Source organism: Campylobacter sp. P255, assembly GCF_003627915.1.
Taxonomy (GTDB): Bacteria; Campylobacterota; Campylobacteria; order Campylobacterales; family Campylobacteraceae; genus Campylobacter_D.
In genome coordinates this window covers 1-19,073 of sequence record NZ_NREN01000015.1, presented here as the reverse complement: position 1 = coordinate 19,073, position 19,073 = coordinate 1, and the positions used below count along the sequence as shown (strand labels likewise).

Here is a 19,073-nt window from a genome sequence, read left to right as displayed (position 1 = left end):
AATCAGTTAGGTTTTTAACCGCACTTTGTAATTTACCACTTTCATCTGCTAATAAAGAAGCAAATTCAGATGATTGTCTTAACATAGCTACAATTTCTTGACCTAATACATTTGTAGTTACTTCAACTCCACCTTTAGCATTTTTAACTTCAGTAGTAAAGTCTAATGCTTTATAGCTATCAAATACTCTATTAATTTCATTCATATTAGAACCTACTTTTTGTTCTAATACATTAAGCATTTCATTGATGTAGTTTTTAAGTTCAAGTAATTGTGGGTTGCTAGGAATTGCAGTAATTCTTGCTGTTAGATTACCACTTTCTATTTCTTTGGCTGTATCTACTGATTGTTCTACTGCTTTAGCATCTTGTTCTAATGCATTTTTAGTTTTAGTGATGTTTTCATTAATGGCTTTAGCTATAGCACCAAGTTCATCATTGCTTTTTACATCAATCATAGCTGAATCTTTAGTTTTATGATTGATAAAATCAAAGAAAGAGTTAAGACCTCTTTGAATGGCTTGAAGTGGTGATAAATAATAAGAAATGATAAAGTAAAGTAGAATAATACTAGCAATACTTGTGAAAACAACAATGGAAGTTTGGATGTATGCTATTTTTAAAGCAGGTGCTTCGATAACTTCAATGTTTTCACCCGCACAAGTGGTGTAATCATCGATTTTTACACAAATTCCGAAGCGGTTTTGTCCATTTTGAGTAGCATAGTTAAATATATTATAATCTCCAGCTTTTTCATATGCTTTAGCTACTGTAAGAATATCTGGATTTGTTTTTTCTCCACCAATTAGTGATTTATCAGTTGAAGCAAATACTGTGTAAGCTTGGTCGTACACAAAAGTTCTTCCAGGAAGTTCGCTAAATTCAGTCTGTAAGTCTTTAACTAAAACATCGATAGCTAAAACACCTATAAATTTACCATCTTTAACTAATGGCATTGCATAAGTAAAGCACGGTAAGCCTGTTGTTGCATCAATATATGCTGCGGTAATATATAAGCCATTTTTTCTTCTAGCTTCTATATAAAATTCCCTTGTTGTTGCATCGTAATTATCAGCTTTTCCATAAGTTCCATAATCTAAGCCTTTGCTATCGCTATCAGGATCACTTACGATTAACTCCCCGTTTGGTTGAGCTATGTAAACTGCCAAATAGCTGTTCATATCTCTAACAGCTTTTAGTAGATTACCGGTATTTTCCATTAGTTTTTCTTGGGTATCAAGATCACTATAAGGAAGCTTGGTGATAGATTGTGCAAGTTTTTCAAGTGTATGGGAATTGATGCTTTTGAAATCTCTCATAGATTTTTCAGCAACTCTTACATAGTTTGTTTCTGCTTTAACTACTTCATAGTTTAAAGCTTTTTTGGTAAAAATAAAGCTAACTATGCCCAAAATAATTAGACATACTATAGCAATAATGTTCGCAATTAATGAAATTTTTAGTTTAATACTTTTCATTAAATAAGCTCCTTTTGCATTATTCTAAGATTTAAAATTGTTATTATATCACTAAAAATAAAAAACTATTATAAATTTAATTTAAATAATTTTAATTATTTAAAAAGCGAAGTAAACCATCACAAGCTTTAGAAAGTATCATATAAGTTTCGTTAAAATCTCCACTATACCAAGGATCAGGAACTTCATTGTATCCTAAATCTTTTGCATATGATGTAATTTTTTGAATTTTATGTTTATAATTTGGAAAATTTTTAACAACATCATTGTAATTTGCATTATCCATTACAACGATAAGGTTGTTTTCTTCACACATTAAAGCATTTAATTTTCGACTATAAAATCCTTTAGTATTAATATTTTTTCTATGTAGTAATGCTTTGGTTTGATGGTGCATATCTTCTCCATCGTGATAACCTGAAGTTCCTGCGCTGCATATGCTAAAACGATCATTTAAATTAGCTTTATTGACAAGATCTTTCATAATAAACTCGGCCATAGGGGAGCGACAAATATTTCCTAAACATACAAAAATAATTTTAGTCATAATTTTTCCTCAAAAAATGTGTAGTTTTATTAAAATTATAGCAGTAATTAAAAATATTTTTTAAGGTTAATAAAAACTAAGATATAATTTTTAACAAGTGGGGAGCTTTTGCTGAGAGGAAGTTTAACTTCGACCCTTGAGAAGTTTGGTAATGCAAACTTTGAATTCTTGCAAAAACTTTCCTTTTTAATAAAAAAGGATAAATAATGATACAAGCAAAAACTAAAACTAAAATTCCTATTTTGACGATAGCCGGAAGTGATTGTAGCGGTGGAGCAGGGGTGCAAGCTGATCTAAAAACTTTTAGCGCACACCATTTGTTTGGTATGAGTGTGATTTTAAGTGTGGTAGCTGAAAATACCGCAAGAGTTATTTCATCTTTTGATATACCCATTTCAATTATCAATGAACAAATGCTAGCTGTATATGAAGATATAGAACCAATGGCTGTGAAAGTCGGTATGCTCGGCTCCAAAGAAATCATCACTTGCGTGAAAGAAAATTTATTGCATTTTCAAGCTAAAAATGTAGTGATTGATCCTGTTATGTTTGCTAAAAATGGCTATGCGTTAATGCCTTTGGAAAATTGTCAATTCTTTAAAGAAGAGATTTTACCTTTAGCGGATGTGCTTACTCCAAATATTCCTGAAGCTGAGTTTTTATGTGGCTTTAAAATTCACAATGAAGATGATATGAAAAAAGCAGCTATAAAATTACACCAAGAAGGTGCAAAAAGTGTTTTGGTAAAAGGAGGGCATAGCAAAGAAAACACTAATGATGTTTTTTATGATGGAGAGGTGTTTAATATTTTTAAAGCTGAAAAGATTGATACAAAAAATACACATGGCACCGGGTGTACATTAAGTTCAGCAATAGCTAGCAATCTTGCTTTAGGTAAGACAAAGCATGAAGCTGTAAAACTTGCTAAAGAATATGTATATGGGGCAATTTTGCATTCATTATCACTTGGTAAGGGTTGTGGCCCAACGAATCATTTTTTTATGTTAGAAAAGGAATAAAAATGATCATTCAAGCATTAAGAGAAAAACAACCTTTAATTCATCATATCACAAACTATGTTAGCGTTAATGATTGTGCTAATGCAACAATTGCCATTGGCGCAAGTGCTGCGATGGCGGATTTTTATGAAGAGCAAGCCGATTTTGCTAAGATAAGTTCAGCTTTGGTTTTAAATACAGGTACTATTAATCAGCTTATTGCAAATTCCATGTTAAAGGCGATTAAGGAATATGCCGCTTTAAACAAAAGTATAGTGCTTGATCCAGTTGCTTTGGGTGTAAGCAAAGCAAGAGATCAAATTAGTTATGAATTGCTTGGTTTAAAAGGTGTTTGCATTATAAAAGCAAACGCATCTGAAATGGCAAGTGTAATTGGTTTAGATGGAAAAGCTAGAGGTGTGGATAATACTTTTATTATTCATGATGAGTTTTTGGAAAAAGCAAGAGAATATGCTAAAAAAACCAAAAGGATTTTAGCCGTAACTGGCAAGGTGGACTATATTATCAGTGAAGATAAAATAGCTAAAATTTATAATGGATCGCCTATGGCTGCAAAAATAACAGGTGCGGGTTGCATGTGTGGTTCTTTATGTGGTGCTTTTGCTGGAATTTTGGAGGATAAATTTGAAGCGAGTTTGTATGCTTTGTTGAGTTTTGGTATAGCTAGTGAACTAGCACAAGAAAATTCAAATGGAAGCGGTAGTTTTAGAGTAAATTTAATCGATGCGTTGAGTAATTTAAACGATGAAAAAATCAAAAATAAGGCACAATATGAATTCATTTAAAATTTATCTAGTTGCAAGCAAGGGTGCCAAAAGCGAAGTGGAATTTTTGAATATTCTAGAAGCTTCTTTAAAAGCAAGAATTGATATTTTACAACTTAGAGAAAAAGATCTTAGTACTTTAGAATTTTATAATCTTGCTTTAAAGGTTAAGGTGTTGTGTGAAAAATACAACACTCCTTTGGTGATAAATGATAGGATTGATATTGCTATGGGGGTAAATGCACAAGGAGTGCATATAGGTCAAAAAGATATGCCATTAAAAAGAGCTAGAGAGCTTTTAGGAGAGGATAAGATCATTGGGCTTACGATCAATCATAAAAGTGAACTTGATAATATTCAAGGTGCGACTTATCTTGGAGTAGGGGCTGTTTTTGCTACACCGAGCAAGCAAGATTGTACTGTGCTTGGGGTGGAAGGCTTAAGAGAAATAGCAAATCTTAGCACCTTACCCGTGGTAGCGATTGGTGGGATTAGTGAGAGTAATTTAAATATGCTTCAAGGATGTGATATTCAAGGAGTTGCGGTGGTTAGAGCTATCATGCAAGCAAAAGATCCTTATATGGCTAGTGTAAATTTAAGAAATACTTATAATGATATATTTTTAGGTAATACATGATTTATTTTATCGGTGATAAAAAATTTGAAGGTGTGGAGACTATCCAATTAAGTCAAATTAATTATCTTGATTTTGAAGTTGACTTTTCAAAATTTGATTGCTTGATTATCAGTTCTAAAAATGCTTTAAAAGCATTGAAGCTTAGTAAAAGTAAAATTAATTTTGACACGATGGTATATGCTGTGGGTGAAAAAAGCGCTAATTATGCAAAAGAATTTGGTTTTAAAAATGTAAAATTTCCCACCAAAGCTTATGGTAAAAATTTAGCAAGTGAATATTTACATGAGTTTAAAAATAAAAAATGTCTCTACTTAAGAGCTAGAGAAATTTGCTCAGGCTTAGATGAGTATTTGTTGAAAGAAGGTGTCGCATTAGAGCAGGTTGTTGTATATGAAAACATTAGCTTAAAGCCTAAGATAAATCAGGAGCAAATTCATCATCCTAGCGTGTTTATTTTTAGCGCTCCTTCAAGTGTTGAAAGATTTTTGAATTTTTTTCATTTAGAGAAAAATGACAAGGTTGTAGTTATAGGGAAAAGTACGGCATTAAAACTTCAAAATTTTCCAAATTTGTATTTATGCAAGGAGCAAGATCTCAACTCTTGCATAAAATTAGCTAAGAGTTTAGATCTTTAAAGGTTTTATATAATAATGCACAAGCGATAAAAACCATACAAATTTCACTTGCAAATGAAGCAATCCATACTCCATTAAGTCCAAAATAATGTGATAGAATTTGAATAAATATAAAAGGCAAGATTAAACTTTGTGTGATCGAAATAGCAAGAGAAAGCATAGGTTTATCTAGTGATGTGAAAAATGATGCACTTAGCTTGCTAAGCCAGCTAAGTAAAAATGAAAAAGAAAATAGCATTAATGCATTTTGGGCCAAAAGAGCAAATTCGGTATTATCATCTTTATTAAAAAATGAAACGATATATGCATTGTAAAAATACACACTAATAAATAAAAACAATCCTAAGGCACACGAAGCAAAAAGCATTCTTTTGAATATCATTTTAATTCTTGGAGTGTTTTTGTAACCATAGTTGTAGCTAATAGCAGGTTGCATTGCATCGCACATTGATAGTATTAATGCAAAGGCAAAAGAACTTAGATAAAGAATGATAGAAAATGCCGCTAAAGCTTCATTTCCTGATATTTTGAGTAAAATAGCATTGGCTATGATCGTATAAAGAGAGCTTGAGATATTGGAAAAAAATTCAGAAGAGCCATTATAGATGATATTCTTTAGAATTTTAAAGCTAATCATAGGTTTTTTAAATTTCAAAACGAGATCTTTTATTATGAAAGGTATAAAACTTAAAACTGTTCCTAAGAGCATTCCTATGCATGTTGCTAAAGCGGCTGAAAAAAGTCCCCAGCCAAAGACAACGATAAAAAGCCAATCTAAGATGATATTACTTAATGCGATAACGATGTTAACAAACATACTATAAAAAGTTTTTCCACAAATCCGAAGATAGTTGTCCATCGCAAAAGCTAACATGGTAAAAGGAGCAAACAAAGCAAAAATTTGCATATATTCAGCTGATAATTCTTGTACATTTTCATCAGCACCCATGAAAGCGCTTAAAGGTTTTGCTAGAAAAAAGCCAAGAAGACCCATAAGACAAGAAATTCCAAAAATCAACACTATGCAAAAAGAAAAAATACGCCTTGCTTTTTCGATTTTGCCTTTGCCTAGATTGATTGCAATTTGTACAGATGACCCAATGGCAATCATGTCAGCTAAGGCAAAACTAATCATAATAAAAGGCAAAACTAAATTCATAGCAGCTAAAGCATCTGTGCCAAGATATCTACCAACAAAAATTCCATCTACGATAACATAAAAATATATAAAAGCTGCACTTGCCATATTAGGTAAAGCGCATTTGTAAAACAATACGGTAGGGTTTAAATTAGTATAAAAATGATGTAATGACATAAATTTTCCTTATTAATTTTATTATTCATGAGGTTTTGAATAAAATAAGCTAATAAAGAGATTCAATGCCTTCTATAGTATCTTTAAAATATGGATCTGAAATTTCAATAAAATAATCTTTGAAAAACATAATTCACCTGATTTTAAAAATCCTATTATAGTTAATATAATGCAAATATTATATGATAAAAGGCTTTATTTTTACCTTAATGTAAATTTTAATAGTAAATATCCGATTTTCTAAAACCCACAAAAAAAGGAGCAAGGATGCAAATAAATTCGTATTCGCGTGTGGCAGCAGAGTCGCAAGTTAGCAATAGGAAGGCTGATTTGAATACAAAGCTTGAAGATGCCAATACTAAAAGTGCTAATAGCACAAAAGATATTGATGAGAAAAAGCTAAGTAAGCTTGCTAGTATAGGTGGTAAAGGAATTACTGAACTTTACACTATAAGTTTTATGCAGCAAGCATTTAATGTAGGCTCGTCAAACAACCTAGCGCAAGCAGGTATTTTTCAAGGTGCTTATTCTCAGGATTCTTTAACAGCGATTTTGTCTAATGTAGATTTTAGTGCTACGGGTTATGAGGGTAAGGATATACTTGGTTTAAGCGCTGATGAAGCAAAAGAACTTGTTGGTGAAGATGGGTATTTTGGTGTAGCAAAAACATCTCAAAGATTGGCTGATTTTGTTATTAATGGGGCTGGTGAAGATATGGAAAAACTTCAAAAAGGTCTAGAAGGCTTAAAAGCAGGATTTGCGCAAGCGGAAAAAATGTGGGGTGGTAAACTTCCTGATATAAGCTATGAGACAATTGATAAGGCTATTGAAAAAGTCACTCAAAAAATTAATGAATTGGGTGGAAATTCTTTAGATATCAATGCTTGATTTATATCCCTAGTGTAATACTAGGGATTAGTCTATTTTTAAAACACTTAAAAATGCCTCTTGTGGCAAGTGTACTTTGCCAATGGCTTTCATTCTTTTTTTACCTTCTTTTTGTTTTTCAAGAAGCTTTCTTTTTCTAGTGATATCTCCTCCATAGCATTTTGCGGTTACATTTTTACCCATAGATTTGACATTTTCTCTTGCGATGATTTTATTGCCTATGCTTGCTTGAATAGCAACTTCAAAAAGTTGTCTTGGAACAATTTCTTTCATTGCTTTTACTAACTCTCTGCCTTTGCTTAATGCTTTTTCATTAGGCACTATAATACTAAGCGCATCAACATTTTCTCCAGCGACTTTAATATCAAGCTTGACAAGATCTCCTACTCTAAATTCAATCGGCTCATAATCAAAACTCGCATAACCTTTAGTGAGTGATTTAAGTTTGTCGTAAAAATCCATAACAATTTCATTTAAAGGTATATCGTATTCTAGTAGCACGCGTTCAGGAGTGATATAGTCCATTTTTACTTGCATACCACGTTTGCGGTTTAATAATGTGATGAGATTGCCTAGATATTCACTTGGTGTGATAATGGTAGCTTTTACATAAGGTTCTTTAATATGATCAATCTTATTAACAGGAGGTAGTTCGCTTGGGTTTTGAATTTTTAAAATCTCTCCATCGGTTTGGTAAATTTCGTAAGTAACGGTTGGCGCAGTAGCGATTAGATCAAGATTAAATTCGCGTTCAAGTCTTTCTTTAATAACTTCCATATGTAAAAGACCTAAAAAGCCAACTCTAAAGCCAAAACCTAAAGCTAGAGAGGTTTCGGGTTCGTATGTGATAGAACTATCATTAAGTTTTAATTTATCCAAAGCATCTCTAAGATCTTCAAATTTATCTGTTTCTATGGGATATAATCCCGCAAAGACAAAAGCTTTTGCTTTTTCAAATCCACCTATGGCTTCTTTTGCTTTATTTTTAGTTAAAGTGATGGTGTCGCCCACTTGAACATCGGCTACATTTTTTAACCCAAGTACGATCACGCCCACTTCACCAGATTCTAATTTTTTTGTTTTAATAGGGCTTAGTGGGTGAGGGTAGAAAAGATCTTGCACGAGATGTTTTTTATCGGTGCTCATAACCAAAACTTCATCATTTTTAGCGATATTTCCTTCATAAATTCTCACAAGTGCTAAAGCACCCAAGTAGTTATCAAACCATGAATCATAAATCAAAGCTTTTGTAGGAGCTTCATCATCTGTTTTTGGAGCAGGAACTTTGGTAATGATGGTTTCTATCAGTTCTTGTATACCCACACCTGTTTTTGCACTAACGCAAATAGCATTAGAGCAGTCAATTCCTATGATATGTTCGATTTCGTGTTTGACTTTTTCAATATCAGCCGATGGAAGATCGATTTTGTTGATAACTGGAATGATCTCAAGATTATTTTCTAAAGCTATATATACATTTGCGATAGTTTGTGCTTCAACACCTTGAGAAGCATCTACGACAAGCAATGCACCTTCGCAACTTGCCAAAGAGCGACTTACTTCATATGAAAAGTCAACATGGCCTGGAGTATCGATTAGATTGAGTATATATTCCTCGTTGTTTAACCTATAGTTTAAGCGTACTGATTGAGCTTTAATGGTTATACCACGTTCTTTTTCTATATCCATGGTATCCATCACCTGTGCACTCATTTGTCTATCGCTAATGGCTCCACATTCACTAATAATTCTATCAGCTAGAGTGCTTTTACCATGGTCAATATGGGCTATAATGGAGAAATTTCTAATATTTTTCATTTGCAAACCTTAAGATTGTCTCATTTTTCTTTTTGCTAAACCTATTTGTTCATATGCATCGATTTCTTTTTTTAAGACGCTATATCTTTTTTTTAGTTCATTGTTTAAAAAAGAGATGTTTTTAGGGGTAGCATTGGCATTAGCTGAGATAGCGCTTATGAAATCAAGCTTTCTTTTGGTTGCACTATCTTTTGGATTAGATCCGAGTTTTTGTGAATTGAGAAATTGCAAGATTAATGCTTGAATTTCTTGTGAATTTTTTGCGGCATTGGCTTTGGAGATAAAATCTTCTATGCCGCTTATTTTTGGAGTTTTGTTTATGTTGGTTTTGTTGGGTTGTTTGTCTTTGTGTGTAAAAAATAAAATCAAAATAACTCCAAGTGCAATAACCACCACTAAAGCAATAATTAAAAAAACAAAAAGAGTATTATTCATTTATTCCTTTCTTATAATTTTCTTGCGTAAGATTTTTTAGATCGACTTATTAAGCTTAACAATACCATGAATAAAAAGCCCCAATACACATAATCAGGAATTTTTACAGAATCACCCGCTGCGTAAGAGTGCATACCAGTTAAAAAGTAATTTACACCAAAATAAGTCATAATGATTACCCAATAAGCAAACATAGAGCATACAGCAAAAGTGTATTGATTTGCCCATTTTGGAACCATTCTAATGTGTAAAATAGCTGCATAAACTAAAATACTAATTAATGCCCAAGTTTCTTTAGAATCCCAGCTCCAGTATCTTCCCCAACTTTCATTTGCCCATATAGCACCCAAGAAATTTCCCACAGTGAGTAAGCAAAGTCCTAAAATCATTGCCATTTCGTTAATTCTTGTTGCTTCTGTGATGTTTCTTAAGATGTTTTCATTGTGTTTTCCATTAACTTTTAACATACACAACAAAATAAGTACAAAGATACCCAACAACGCACATAATCCCAAGAATCCATAACTAGCAGTAATAACTGAAACATGTATGGTTAACCAATAAGACTGTAATACAGGAACTAAATTAGTAATTTGTGGGTCCATTTGACTAAGATGAGCTACTCCTAAGGTAACCCCAGCTAAAATTGAAGTTAGCGATAGCGCAATAGGGCTTTTTCTTGAGAAGAAAATACCAGATAAAGATAAAGCCCAAGCGATATAAACCATACTCTCATAAGCATTGCTCCATGGTGCGCGGCCTGCTATATACCAACGCAAAGCCAAGCCTAGGGTATGGATGGAAAATGCTACGATGTTAAACACATAAACACATTTAAAAATAAAATCAATACGGATTTTTGGCATAAGCATTTTGATAAAAACAATAATCAAAAGCAAAAATCCTGCACACAAGTAAAGAGGTGCTAGGTTTACAAAAATTTGACTTTTATTGAAAAAGATTTCGGTGCTAATTTTTTTAGCACTTGGCATAACTTCATGGCCGTATTTTGCCTGATAATCTTTGATGATATTTAGATTTTTAGTTGCTTCTTCCCAGTTATTATGAGCAAGGGAGTTGCTCACTGCCTTGAAGTAATTTTCTAAGATAAGTCTTACTTCCGCACCTTCTTCGCCTTTTAAACCAATATAAGCTTCGCGCGGCGCAATCCACTGATTGTTGGTGCTATTTTGTAAAGGAATAAATCTAAAAATATCACCTGAAAAAATCAAATTTACAATATTAACTCTTTCATCAAGCTTGATGATTTCTTTATCAAAAACACTTCTGCGGTTTGGATTTTTTCTGTTGGCATTTTCTACGTATTTTTGTAGTTTATAAGAATCGGTTGTGAAAAAATCTTTAAAGCTAGTATAAGACCTAGGCTCAATGCCTAAAATTTTAGAAATTTCATCATTTACTAAGCGACTAGTTGGCATGAAAATGATGTCTTTATCATACCATGCACTTCCATCAAAAATCATTGATATAATGGTTGCTTCTGCGCTTTGACCTTGGAAAGTTGTGCTTTTGTGAATTTTTTCTAATACTTCCATAGCTAGAGTATTAAAAGGCACCATTCTACCATCAGGCTTTTGTACTACTAAAGAAGCAAGTTCTTTGGCGTGGTTTTCATCAACCTTAATAGGCTCAATCGCATGTAAATTAGATGTGCTAAATAGCATGAAAGCGAAAGCTAAAACAACACTAGTCTTTTTTAGTGTGTCTTGGTTGATTAATCTAGCTAGGGTTCTAAACCTTGAGTGAGGATTTAAAATATTTAAAAACATTCCTAGTGTAAGTAAAAAATACCCAATATAGGTTGGAATTTTCCCTGGATCTTTGTTAACTGAAAGTATGGTACCAAGCTCATCTTGATCATAAGAGCTTTGATAAAATCTATAGCCTTGATAGTCTAAGACATTATTCATGAATATTTTGTATTCTAATTTTTTATCCGCATTGTCAATTTCTACATAACTTGCATAAGACATAGGAGACATAGAACCAGGATAGCGTTCTAATTCAAAATCTTTTAGATACATTTCAAATGGCATTTCTATTCCTTTAGGACCCCATCTTAAAAAGAAAGGCTGACCTGCTACATCAATACGAATAGGCGAGTTGTATTCTACTAAAAAGACTTCCTTGGACTCACCTTTGTAACTTAGTTTTAATTTTAATGCATTGATAGCATTGTCTGAAAGTTGGGTTGGCATGTATTGAGTGCTTTGTGCAAAATCTTTAACGTGGTTTAATAGTGCATTATTCCAATATTTTGGCTCGCCAAATAAAGATATTAAAGCATTGCGACTGAGTTCTATCCAGCTATTTTTAAACCAAGTTAAAAAGCTTTCATCTTGAGCTTGGTTAACACCTTCTAAAGTTTTTTTACCATGCAGTGAAGCAAATTTAACAACAAGATTAATGTCATTGAAAGAGTACAGTCTTAAATCTTTAGCTTGTGCTTTTTGCTTTGCCTTTAAAACATTTTCTTTTCCATCGCTCATTGACATGTATTTTAAGTCAAAATCAGCACTGATTTTTAAATCTTTATCGATTTTGATATAAGGACTTGGTACAGTATCATTTAAAAAAGCAATATTAACCCCATCAATATTTTCTACATCACCTGCTTGAAAAAGAAGTTCTTTTGATTCGTTATTTTTTGAAAGCATTAAAGACAACAGCGGTGCAGAGTGATTATCATCTATGAAAATTTCTTTTGCATCTAGAATTAAATTTTCATATGCAATTTGAGCTTTTTCATCTGGTAAAATCAAATCAAATGAAAAATCGTTTACAAAAGGCAAGGTTGCGATATATTCAGATTTTGAGGCGCTATATACTTTATCATCTTTTAAAGTTGCTATGTAGATATAGCTTTTTGAAGTTTCTATGATGTTGTTTTTTTCATTTTCTCTAATGTGTAAATTTCCTTCAAATCCTGTGTATCTAGTCATGGCAGAACCTAACAAGATAAATAAAAATGAGATATGAAAAATTAACAGCGGTATTTTTTTCTTGTTGAACATTTTGTATTTAAAAAGAGCCGCTAAAAGGTTAATTCCAAGTATGAGTTGTATAAAACCAAACCAAGAAGTACCATAGATCATTGCCCAAGCTGTTGGTGTATTATAAGCACTTTCAATAAAAGTAGCTAAAGCACAAAATAGGGCAAAAATTAAAAATAAAAAAATAGAAATTTTAATATCTCCAAAAGCCAAAAGTTGTCTTTTCATGATTATGCTCCTAGATATTTTTTTCTAATCTCATCATTTCCTATGAGATCTTTCGCAGGAGCATGCATAGCTATTTTGCCATTTTCTAAAACATAAGCATAATCGCTTATTTTTAGGGCAGAGAATGCATTTTGCTCTACTAGTAAAATCGTAATACCTTCTTCTTTTAATTTAACGATAATATCAAAAACTTCACCTACAATTTTAGGTGCTAAACCCAAGGAAGGCTCATCTAGCATTAAGAGTTTAGGTTCGCTCATAAGTGCTCTTGAGATAGCTAGCATTTGCGCCTCTCCGCCACTAAGTGTACCAGCGAGTGCATTTCTTTTGTCTTTTAACCTTGGGAAAAGTCTATACATTTGATTTTTAAGGTGTTCATAATTTTCCGCATTATTAAAGGCACCGATTTTTAAATTTTCTTCTATGGTAAGATTGATAAAAACTCTTCTTCCTTCAGGCACTAAAGCAATACCTTTTTGAACTAAAGTGTGCGGTAAGTGTCTTTGGGTGTCATAGCCTAAAAAACTTACTTCCCCGGTTTTTTTAACACAATTAAGCATGGCATTAAGCGTAGAAGTTTTACCCGCGCCATTAGAACCTATTAGACTAACTATACTTCCTGTTTTTATAGTAAAATCAATACCTTTAATTGCCTCTATCAAGCCATAATATACGTGTAAATCTTTAACTACTAGCATTAAAATCTCCCAAATAAGCACTAATTACCTCAGGGTTTTGTACTGCATCATGAGGCTTTCCTTCAAAAATGGTTTTACCATAATCAAGTACCATAACCCTATCACAAAGCTTGTTAACAAATTTCATATCATGTTCGATTAATAAAACACTAATACCTCTATGATCTCTAATGTTAAAAATCAATTCAGCTAAATCATCGCTTTCGGTTGAGTTCATTCCTGCTGCAGGCTCATCAAGCAATAAAAGCTTGGGATTTGTTGCCAACGCTCTTGCGATCTCAACTTTTCTTTGTTGACCATAACTTAAACTTGTAGCTTTTTCTTCTGCTAAATGCGCGATATTGAGTTGCTCTAAAATTTCATAAGCTGCTTTTTTAGCATTTTTTTCTGCTTTGGAATATCTTCCTAGGTGTAAGAAAGCTTCAAAAATGCTATATTTGATGCTTTGATCAAAACCAATTAAGACATTGTCTAAAACACTCATGCTCGAAAAAAGCCTAATATTTTGAAAGGTTCTTGCGATACCTAAGTGTACGATTTTATGGGGCTTTAATTGATCAATTTTTTTACCTAAAAAAAACACTTCTCCGCTACTTGGTTTGTAGTTTCCTGTGATGATATTAAAAAGAGTGGTTTTACCTGCACCATTTGGGCCAATGAGTCCAAATATTTCTTTTTCTCTTATAGAAAAAGAAGTGTTGGTGATCGCAGTAACGCCACCAAAGTTTTTATGAATTGCTTTAAGTTCTAAAATCATTTTTTCTTCCTTTTAGAAAACTTAAATAAAATATCTGTCAATTCTTTATCCCCCATAATCCCTCTTCTTGCAAAAAGCATGACTAAAATCAATATAATAGAAAAAACAACCATTCTAAGACCTGGCATAGGTGGTGTTTCATAGCCAAAGATATTCATACTTTCATCTAAGAATCTTAAATATTCACTTCCACCTATTACGATAATAGCACCTATTATAGCTCCGGTAGTTGAACCTAAACCACCCAGTACAATAATGATTAAAAGCTGGAAAGTAAATAAAAAGTCAAATTGCTCTGGTGAAACTGAAGCTAAAGCACAAGCTAACAAGCCTCCTCCAACGCCTTCTAAAAAAGCTGAAGTGCTAAAAGCTAAGGTTTTGATATTAAAAGTATTAATACCCATTGCTAAAGCTGCATCTTCATCATCTCTGACTGCTTTCATAGCTCTACCAAATTTAGAACTAACGATATTTAAAATAATAATTACAGAGAATATGGCAATACCGCCACTCCAATACAAAGTAGTATGCTTAGGAATATCATTTAAACCTAAAGATCCATTGGTAACAGATGCAAAATTAATCGCCATTAGCTTAATAATAATACCAAAGCCTAGAGTTACAATAGCAAGATAATCCCCTCTAACTCTAAAAACCGCAAAGGCTAGAATCAATGATAACAGCATTGCGCAAAAACCGGCTGCAAGCAAAGCTACAATGAAGCTTGGTGAATGTATCATTAAGATAAAGCTACTTGGATCTTCTAAGGAAAATTGATCAATTTTACTTTCGCTTGTGAGTAAAACCAAAGCAGCAACATATGCTCCTATAGCTACAAAACCATTTGGTTCTAATGAAAACTGTCCTGTAACACCATTGATAAGATTATAGCTTACAGCTAAAATAACAAAAATAGCAATATTGCTTAAAATTCCTATTTTATAATCATTGAAAAAATAAGGAGAGATAAAAAGAAAAGCAAGCGCTATAATAAAAAAACTTAAATGTGTGATTTTTCTTGCAACCATATTAAAACCTACTTTTTTCAAAATTAATACCTAAAATTCCTGTTGGTTTAAATAATAAAATTAACACCAAAAAGATAAAAGCAAAGGCATCTTTAAAACCAGAAAGATCAGGAAAAATAGCAACCACAACTACTTCTGTAAAACCTATAATCAAGCCCCCTAAAACCGCTCCTGCTACAGAACCGATCCCTCCTAATACGGCAGCACCAAAAGCTTTAAGCCCAATAAGAGTTCCCATACTAGGTTCAACCGAAGGATAGCTCACTGCCCAAAAAATTCCGCCCACGGCAGCTAAAGCCGAACCTAATGCAAATACAATGGCTATAATACGGTTTGCATCAATACCCATTAAATTTACAGTGTGAATATCAAAGGCTAAAGCCCTAATTGCAATACCGTATTTGCTTTTATAAAGTATAAATAAAACTGCTAGTAGTATGAAAAATGTCAAAATTGGCACCAAGATAGTATTGATACTAACGCTGATATTGTTAAAATGAATAACTGTTTCAAGATAACTTGGTACAGGAAAGTATTTTGGTGTAGAACCAAATAAAACATTGAAGACATTTTGTACTAAAAAGCTTATACCTATAGCTGTGATAAGTAATGAAATTCTAGGCGCTTTTCGTAAAGGTTTATAAGCCACTCTGTCAATAGCAATACCTAAAGCTGCTGCAAAAAGCATAGCAAGGGATAAAGCACCTAAAAATGGTACATTCATACTTGTTACACAAAATAAAGCTGTGTATGCACCTACCATCATGATATCACCGTGTGCGAAATTGATGAGTCTTAAAACGCCATAGACCATTGTATAGCCTATAGCGATTAGCGCATACATACTACCTAAGCTAAAACCGTTGATTATTTGCTGTAAAATTAAAGAACTATCCATTGAACCTCTTAAAAAATTTATTTACGGTAAAATCGTATCTTTATATACTTGTTTTTGATTTTCTATTGATTTTATTACGATCGAACGTGTGGCATTGCCGCTTTTATCGATACTAATAACCCCGCTAACTCCTTCAAATTTAGAAGTCGCATGAATATTATTATTAATACATTCGCTTGTGAAATTATTGACACATTTTTGCATTGCTTCAAAAATAACAAAGTAAGCATCTGCGCCCATAGCTGTGAAATTTGGTACTTCTTTACTTTGTTTTTCTTTCTCATACGCCAAGATAAAATCTTTTGAAAGATTGGTTGGTGGGTTGTTATAGTCAAAGCTATCAGTAAATAAATACCCTTCTGCTGCATCTTGTGCAAGATTGATAAAGGTTTCATCTGCTACACCATCTGCTGAACCCATTGGGATATTAATACCCATGGCTTTTGCTTGACGAGCAAATAAAGATGCTTCGGTATAATATACAGGTAGATAAATAAAGTCAGGTTTTAAATTTTTAATTTGTGAAAGTATAGCTTTAAAATCTTTATCGCCAGCGGTAATTCTAAATTTATCTAAAATTTTTCCACCTTGCTTGTTGAATTCTTTTTCAAAAGCCCTTGTTAAACCTAAAGAATAATCAGCGCTTTGATCACTAATGATTACAGCTTTGGTGTAGTTTAGCTTATTTTTAATATATGCTGCCAAAGATGAGCCTTGAAAGCTATCCATAAAGCAAACTCTACTTGCGTATAATTTTTTATTTAAAATTTTATCTGCTGTGGCCGCAGGAGCTACAACAGGGATCTTTTTTTCTTCACCAATTCTAATTACTTGTAGAGTATTTGCTGTGAGCATTTCTCCGATTAAGGCATAGGCTTTGTTTTGTGAAACTAATCTTGTGCTAGCATTCGCACTTTCTATTTTATCACCTTTGGTATCAACCACAACAAGATTTACCGTATCGCCATTGCTTAAAGTGTTTTTCATTGAATTAGCGATTTTTACCCCATCTAAAGCGCTTTGTCCATAAGCTGCAGTCGCTCCCGTTAGTGGTAAAACTACGCCGATATTAATTTCTTTTGCTTGTATGATGTTGGCAGCTATAATAGAACATATAGCAAAACTAATTTTTTTCATAGTTTAACCTTTCAAGGATTGATAATAGTTTTATAAACTTGTTTTTGTTCTTGTATTTCTTTTATGACTACAGAACGACTTGCATTGCCACTAGCATCAATGCTAATAACCCCACCAACACCTTCAAAATTTGAAGTTGAGTGAATTTTTTCGTTGATGCACTGAGAGTTAAGATTGTTAGCGCATTCATTCATCGCATTTATCATTACATAGTAAGCATCTGCACCCATCGCAGAAAATGCTGGTAATTCTTTTGTGCCATGATCTTTTTCATAGGCTGCAATGAATTGTTTAGATAAATCAGTTGGCGGGTTGTTGTAATCAAAACTATCTGTAAATATAACCCCATTTACTGCATCTCCGCCAAGTTCGATAAAAGTTTTATTGTTAACACCATCGCCTGCACTAAGTAGCTTGTTAAAGCCAATTGTTTTTGCTTGTCTTGCGATTAAAGCTGCTTCAGGATGGTAAATTGGCATATATACGAAGTCTGGATTGATGCTTTTTAATTGTGATACAATCGCTTTAAAATCTTTATCGCCCGAAGAAATGGTCAATTTTTTAAGTATTTTCCCGCCATTTTTTTTGAATTCTTTTTCAAAAGCTCTTGCAAGCCCTAAAGAATACACATTACTTTGATCAACAATTACCACTACGCTTTTTAAATTTAAATCTTTATAAGCATAGTTGGCAAATTTATCTCCTTGGAAACTATCCATAAAGCATACTCTACTAGCATAACTTTTTTTATCTAAAAGTTTATCGCCTGAAGCAACAGGGGCGATAACAGGTATTTTTCTTTCTTCTGCTATAGATAAAACTTGCATAGTATTTGGTGTAACAGCTTCGCCTATTAATCCTAAAACCTTATCTTGGGATATAAGTCTTGTGGTAGCACTTGCTGCTTCAATTTTATCACCTTTAGTATCAATAGCAATAATTTTTACGCTATCACCATTTTTTAAATTTGGATTTAAGGTATTTGCAAGTTTGATACCTTCATATACATCATTACCATAAGCTGCTAAAGCCCCAGTAAGTGGTAAAACCACGCCTATTTTTACTTCTGCAGCATAGATTGTGCTAGCACAAAGTAAGCTAGCTAGTAGTAGATTTTTTTTCATAAAAAACTCCTTTTTGTTATTTTAAAAATATATTATTTTTTGTTTTGGGAGCAGGTTCTTCTTCTAAGAGTTCTTTTTGATTTAACTCTATTGAAAAATTTTGCCCTTTTAAATATGCAATAATATGATTCATATCACTATCGCTTAATTTTTTAGCATATATGCTCATTTGAATATTATCGCTTGATTGATTTTTGAAATAACCATTGGCATAATCTTTTAAAGCTCCTTTGATTTCCTCAGGGCTTAAATCTTTGATCGCCTTCATTCCATAGGAATTTTTTTCACCATTTTCTCCATGACAGGTATTGCATTTGTTTTTAAAATATATTTCTTTAGCTTTGTCTAGGTCATAGCTAATATTGTCATTAAAAGTATATGTAAATAAAGACTTTACATTAAAAGCCATTGCAGAATTTATAAACAAAATGCCAATTATCAACAAGCGTAACATTATATGCCTTTTTTTAGTTATAAATAAAGCTCGATTATATCTAAAAAAAATAAACAGTTTTGATTTATGCATGCTTTTTTAAAAAATTCCAAAGCATTAAGTCATTTTGTAAAGGCTTATAGAGGTAAGATTTTAAGATTACTTGCAAGGGAAAATATACAAGATAAAGTAAGTTTATTGGAAAAATTGCCAAGTGAATT

General features: G+C 32.5%; 18 protein-coding genes. 5 read left to right on the top strand and 13 right to left on the bottom strand.

Going from position 1 to position 19,073, the window contains the following annotated elements:
• Positions 1–1,477, bottom strand: a 1,477-nt coding sequence (locus CKA54_RS07220) for a methyl-accepting chemotaxis protein (protein WP_143297927.1), incomplete at its 3' end; no start/stop codon positions are given.
• 91 nt (positions 1,478–1,568) lie between these two features.
• Complete coding sequence (locus tag CKA54_RS07215; protein ID WP_120760885.1) at positions 1,569–2,024, bottom strand: low molecular weight protein-tyrosine-phosphatase; 456 nt, start codon at positions 2,022–2,024, stop codon at positions 1,569–1,571.
• 209 nt (positions 2,025–2,233) lie between these two features.
• Here CKA54_RS07215 and thiD point away from each other — a divergent pair, with 209 nt between their 5' ends.
• The 4 genes from thiD to CKA54_RS07195 are packed head-to-tail and all read left to right on the top strand — an operon-like array spanning position 2,234 to position 5,079.
• Entirely contained in the window at positions 2,234–3,043 is an 810-nt protein-coding gene (gene thiD / locus CKA54_RS07210) for a bifunctional hydroxymethylpyrimidine kinase/phosphomethylpyrimidine kinase (RefSeq protein ID WP_197554575.1), read from the top strand.
• 2 nt (positions 3,044–3,045) lie between these two features.
• The gene (gene thiM / locus CKA54_RS07205; protein ID WP_120760883.1) at positions 3,046–3,828 is read left to right on the top strand and encodes a hydroxyethylthiazole kinase; all 783 of its coding nucleotides are present in this window, start codon (positions 3,046–3,048) and stop codon (positions 3,826–3,828) included.
• Entirely contained in the window at positions 3,815–4,444 is a 630-nt protein-coding gene (thiE, locus tag CKA54_RS07200; RefSeq protein ID WP_120760882.1) for a thiamine phosphate synthase, read from the top strand. Before thiM ends, thiE begins: the two co-directional genes overlap by 14 nt.
• On the top strand, positions 4,441–5,079 hold the full coding sequence (locus CKA54_RS07195) for a uroporphyrinogen-III synthase (RefSeq protein ID WP_120760881.1): 639 nt from the start codon (positions 4,441–4,443) through the stop codon (positions 5,077–5,079). The genes thiE and CKA54_RS07195 overlap by 4 nt, the downstream gene beginning before the upstream one ends.
• On the opposite strand, the gene CKA54_RS07190 is transcribed toward CKA54_RS07195, so the two are convergent.
• On the bottom strand, positions 5,060–6,394 hold the full coding sequence (locus CKA54_RS07190) for an MATE family efflux transporter (RefSeq protein ID WP_120760880.1): 1,335 nt from the start codon (positions 6,392–6,394) through the stop codon (positions 5,060–5,062). The two genes, CKA54_RS07195 and CKA54_RS07190, sit on opposite strands and share 20 nt — an antisense overlap.
• A 267-nt stretch (positions 6,395–6,661) precedes the next feature.
• On the opposite strand from CKA54_RS07190, the gene CKA54_RS07185 reads away from it, so the two are divergent.
• Entirely contained in the window at positions 6,662–7,282 is a 621-nt protein-coding gene (locus tag CKA54_RS07185) for a hypothetical protein (RefSeq protein ID WP_120760879.1), read from the top strand.
• Positions 7,283–7,309: 27 nt separating this feature from the next.
• Here CKA54_RS07185 and lepA read toward each other — a convergent pair whose 3' ends face one another.
• Genes lepA through CKA54_RS07135 form a run of 10 tightly spaced genes read right to left on the bottom strand, consistent with a single transcriptional unit; the run spans position 7,310 to position 18,873 of the window.
• Positions 7,310–9,106, bottom strand: coding sequence for a translation elongation factor 4 (gene lepA / locus CKA54_RS07180; RefSeq protein ID WP_120760878.1), 1,797 nt, complete (start codon positions 9,104–9,106; stop codon positions 7,310–7,312).
• A gap of 3 nt (positions 9,107–9,109) precedes the next feature.
• Positions 9,110–9,535 (bottom strand): hypothetical protein, encoded by a 426-nt coding sequence (locus CKA54_RS07175; protein ID WP_120760877.1) that lies wholly within the window; start codon positions 9,533–9,535, stop codon positions 9,110–9,112.
• 11 nt (positions 9,536–9,546) lie between these two features.
• Positions 9,547–12,777: a c-type cytochrome biogenesis protein CcsB gene (gene ccsB, locus CKA54_RS07170; protein WP_120760876.1), complete on the bottom strand. Its 3,231-nt coding sequence runs from the start codon at positions 12,775–12,777 to the stop codon at positions 9,547–9,549.
• Between the two features lie 2 nt (positions 12,778–12,779).
• On the bottom strand, positions 12,780–13,475 hold the full coding sequence (locus CKA54_RS07165; RefSeq protein WP_120760887.1) for an ABC transporter ATP-binding protein: 696 nt from the start codon (positions 13,473–13,475) through the stop codon (positions 12,780–12,782).
• Positions 13,462–14,232: an ABC transporter ATP-binding protein gene (locus CKA54_RS07160; protein ID WP_120760875.1), complete on the bottom strand. Its 771-nt coding sequence runs from the start codon at positions 14,230–14,232 to the stop codon at positions 13,462–13,464. Before CKA54_RS07160 ends, CKA54_RS07165 begins: the two co-directional genes overlap by 14 nt.
• Positions 14,229–15,260: a branched-chain amino acid ABC transporter permease gene (locus CKA54_RS07155; protein WP_120760886.1), complete on the bottom strand. Its 1,032-nt coding sequence runs from the start codon at positions 15,258–15,260 to the stop codon at positions 14,229–14,231. Before CKA54_RS07155 ends, CKA54_RS07160 begins: the two co-directional genes overlap by 4 nt.
• Position 15,261: 1 nt before the next feature.
• Complete coding sequence (locus tag CKA54_RS07150) at positions 15,262–16,158, bottom strand: branched-chain amino acid ABC transporter permease (protein ID WP_120760874.1); 897 nt, start codon at positions 16,156–16,158, stop codon at positions 15,262–15,264.
• A gap of 21 nt (positions 16,159–16,179) precedes the next feature.
• Positions 16,180–17,295: an ABC transporter substrate-binding protein gene (locus tag CKA54_RS07145; protein ID WP_120760873.1), complete on the bottom strand. Its 1,116-nt coding sequence runs from the start codon at positions 17,293–17,295 to the stop codon at positions 16,180–16,182.
• 11 nt (positions 17,296–17,306) lie between these two features.
• A complete protein-coding gene (locus CKA54_RS07140; RefSeq protein WP_120760872.1) occupies positions 17,307–18,419 on the bottom strand; it encodes an ABC transporter substrate-binding protein in 1,113 nt (370 codons plus the stop codon).
• Positions 18,420–18,435: 16 nt separating this feature from the next.
• A complete protein-coding gene (locus CKA54_RS07135; protein ID WP_120760871.1) occupies positions 18,436–18,873 on the bottom strand; it encodes a c-type cytochrome in 438 nt (145 codons plus the stop codon).
• Positions 18,874–19,073: the final 200 nt, after the last annotated feature.

What these genes read in the sequence shown, in the direction of transcription:
- CKA54_RS07165 (WP_120760887.1), bottom strand. Translation starts at nt 13,475, where the DNA reads ATGCTAGTAGTTAAAGATTTACACGTATATTATGGCTTGATAGAGGCA.
- thiM (WP_120760883.1), top strand. Translation starts at nt 3,046, where the DNA reads ATGATCATTCAAGCATTAAGAGAAAAACAACCTTTAATTCATCATATC.
- CKA54_RS07140 (WP_120760872.1), bottom strand. Translation starts at nt 18,419, where the DNA reads ATGAAAAAAAATCTACTACTAGCTAGCTTACTTTGTGCTAGCACAATC.
- CKA54_RS07160 (WP_120760875.1), bottom strand. Translation starts at nt 14,232, where the DNA reads ATGATTTTAGAACTTAAAGCAATTCATAAAAACTTTGGTGGCGTTACT.
- CKA54_RS07190 (WP_120760880.1), bottom strand. Translation starts at nt 6,394, where the DNA reads ATGTCATTACATCATTTTTATACTAATTTAAACCCTACCGTATTGTTT.
- CKA54_RS07185 (WP_120760879.1), top strand. Translation starts at nt 6,662, where the DNA reads ATGCAAATAAATTCGTATTCGCGTGTGGCAGCAGAGTCGCAAGTTAGC.
- CKA54_RS07175 (WP_120760877.1), bottom strand. Translation starts at nt 9,535, where the DNA reads ATGAATAATACTCTTTTTGTTTTTTTAATTATTGCTTTAGTGGTGGTT.
- ccsB (WP_120760876.1), bottom strand. Translation starts at nt 12,777, where the DNA reads ATGAAAAGACAACTTTTGGCTTTTGGAGATATTAAAATTTCTATTTTT.
- CKA54_RS07215 (WP_120760885.1), bottom strand. Translation starts at nt 2,024, where the DNA reads ATGACTAAAATTATTTTTGTATGTTTAGGAAATATTTGTCGCTCCCCT.
- CKA54_RS07145 (WP_120760873.1), bottom strand. Translation starts at nt 17,295, where the DNA reads ATGAAAAAAATTAGTTTTGCTATATGTTCTATTATAGCTGCCAACATC.
- CKA54_RS07155 (WP_120760886.1), bottom strand. Translation starts at nt 15,260, where the DNA reads ATGGTTGCAAGAAAAATCACACATTTAAGTTTTTTTATTATAGCGCTT.
- CKA54_RS07135 (WP_120760871.1), bottom strand. Translation starts at nt 18,873, where the DNA reads ATGTTACGCTTGTTGATAATTGGCATTTTGTTTATAAATTCTGCAATG.
- thiE (WP_120760882.1), top strand. Translation starts at nt 3,815, where the DNA reads ATGAATTCATTTAAAATTTATCTAGTTGCAAGCAAGGGTGCCAAAAGC.
- CKA54_RS07150 (WP_120760874.1), bottom strand. Translation starts at nt 16,158, where the DNA reads ATGGATAGTTCTTTAATTTTACAGCAAATAATCAACGGTTTTAGCTTA.
- CKA54_RS07195 (WP_120760881.1), top strand. Translation starts at nt 4,441, where the DNA reads ATGATTTATTTTATCGGTGATAAAAAATTTGAAGGTGTGGAGACTATC.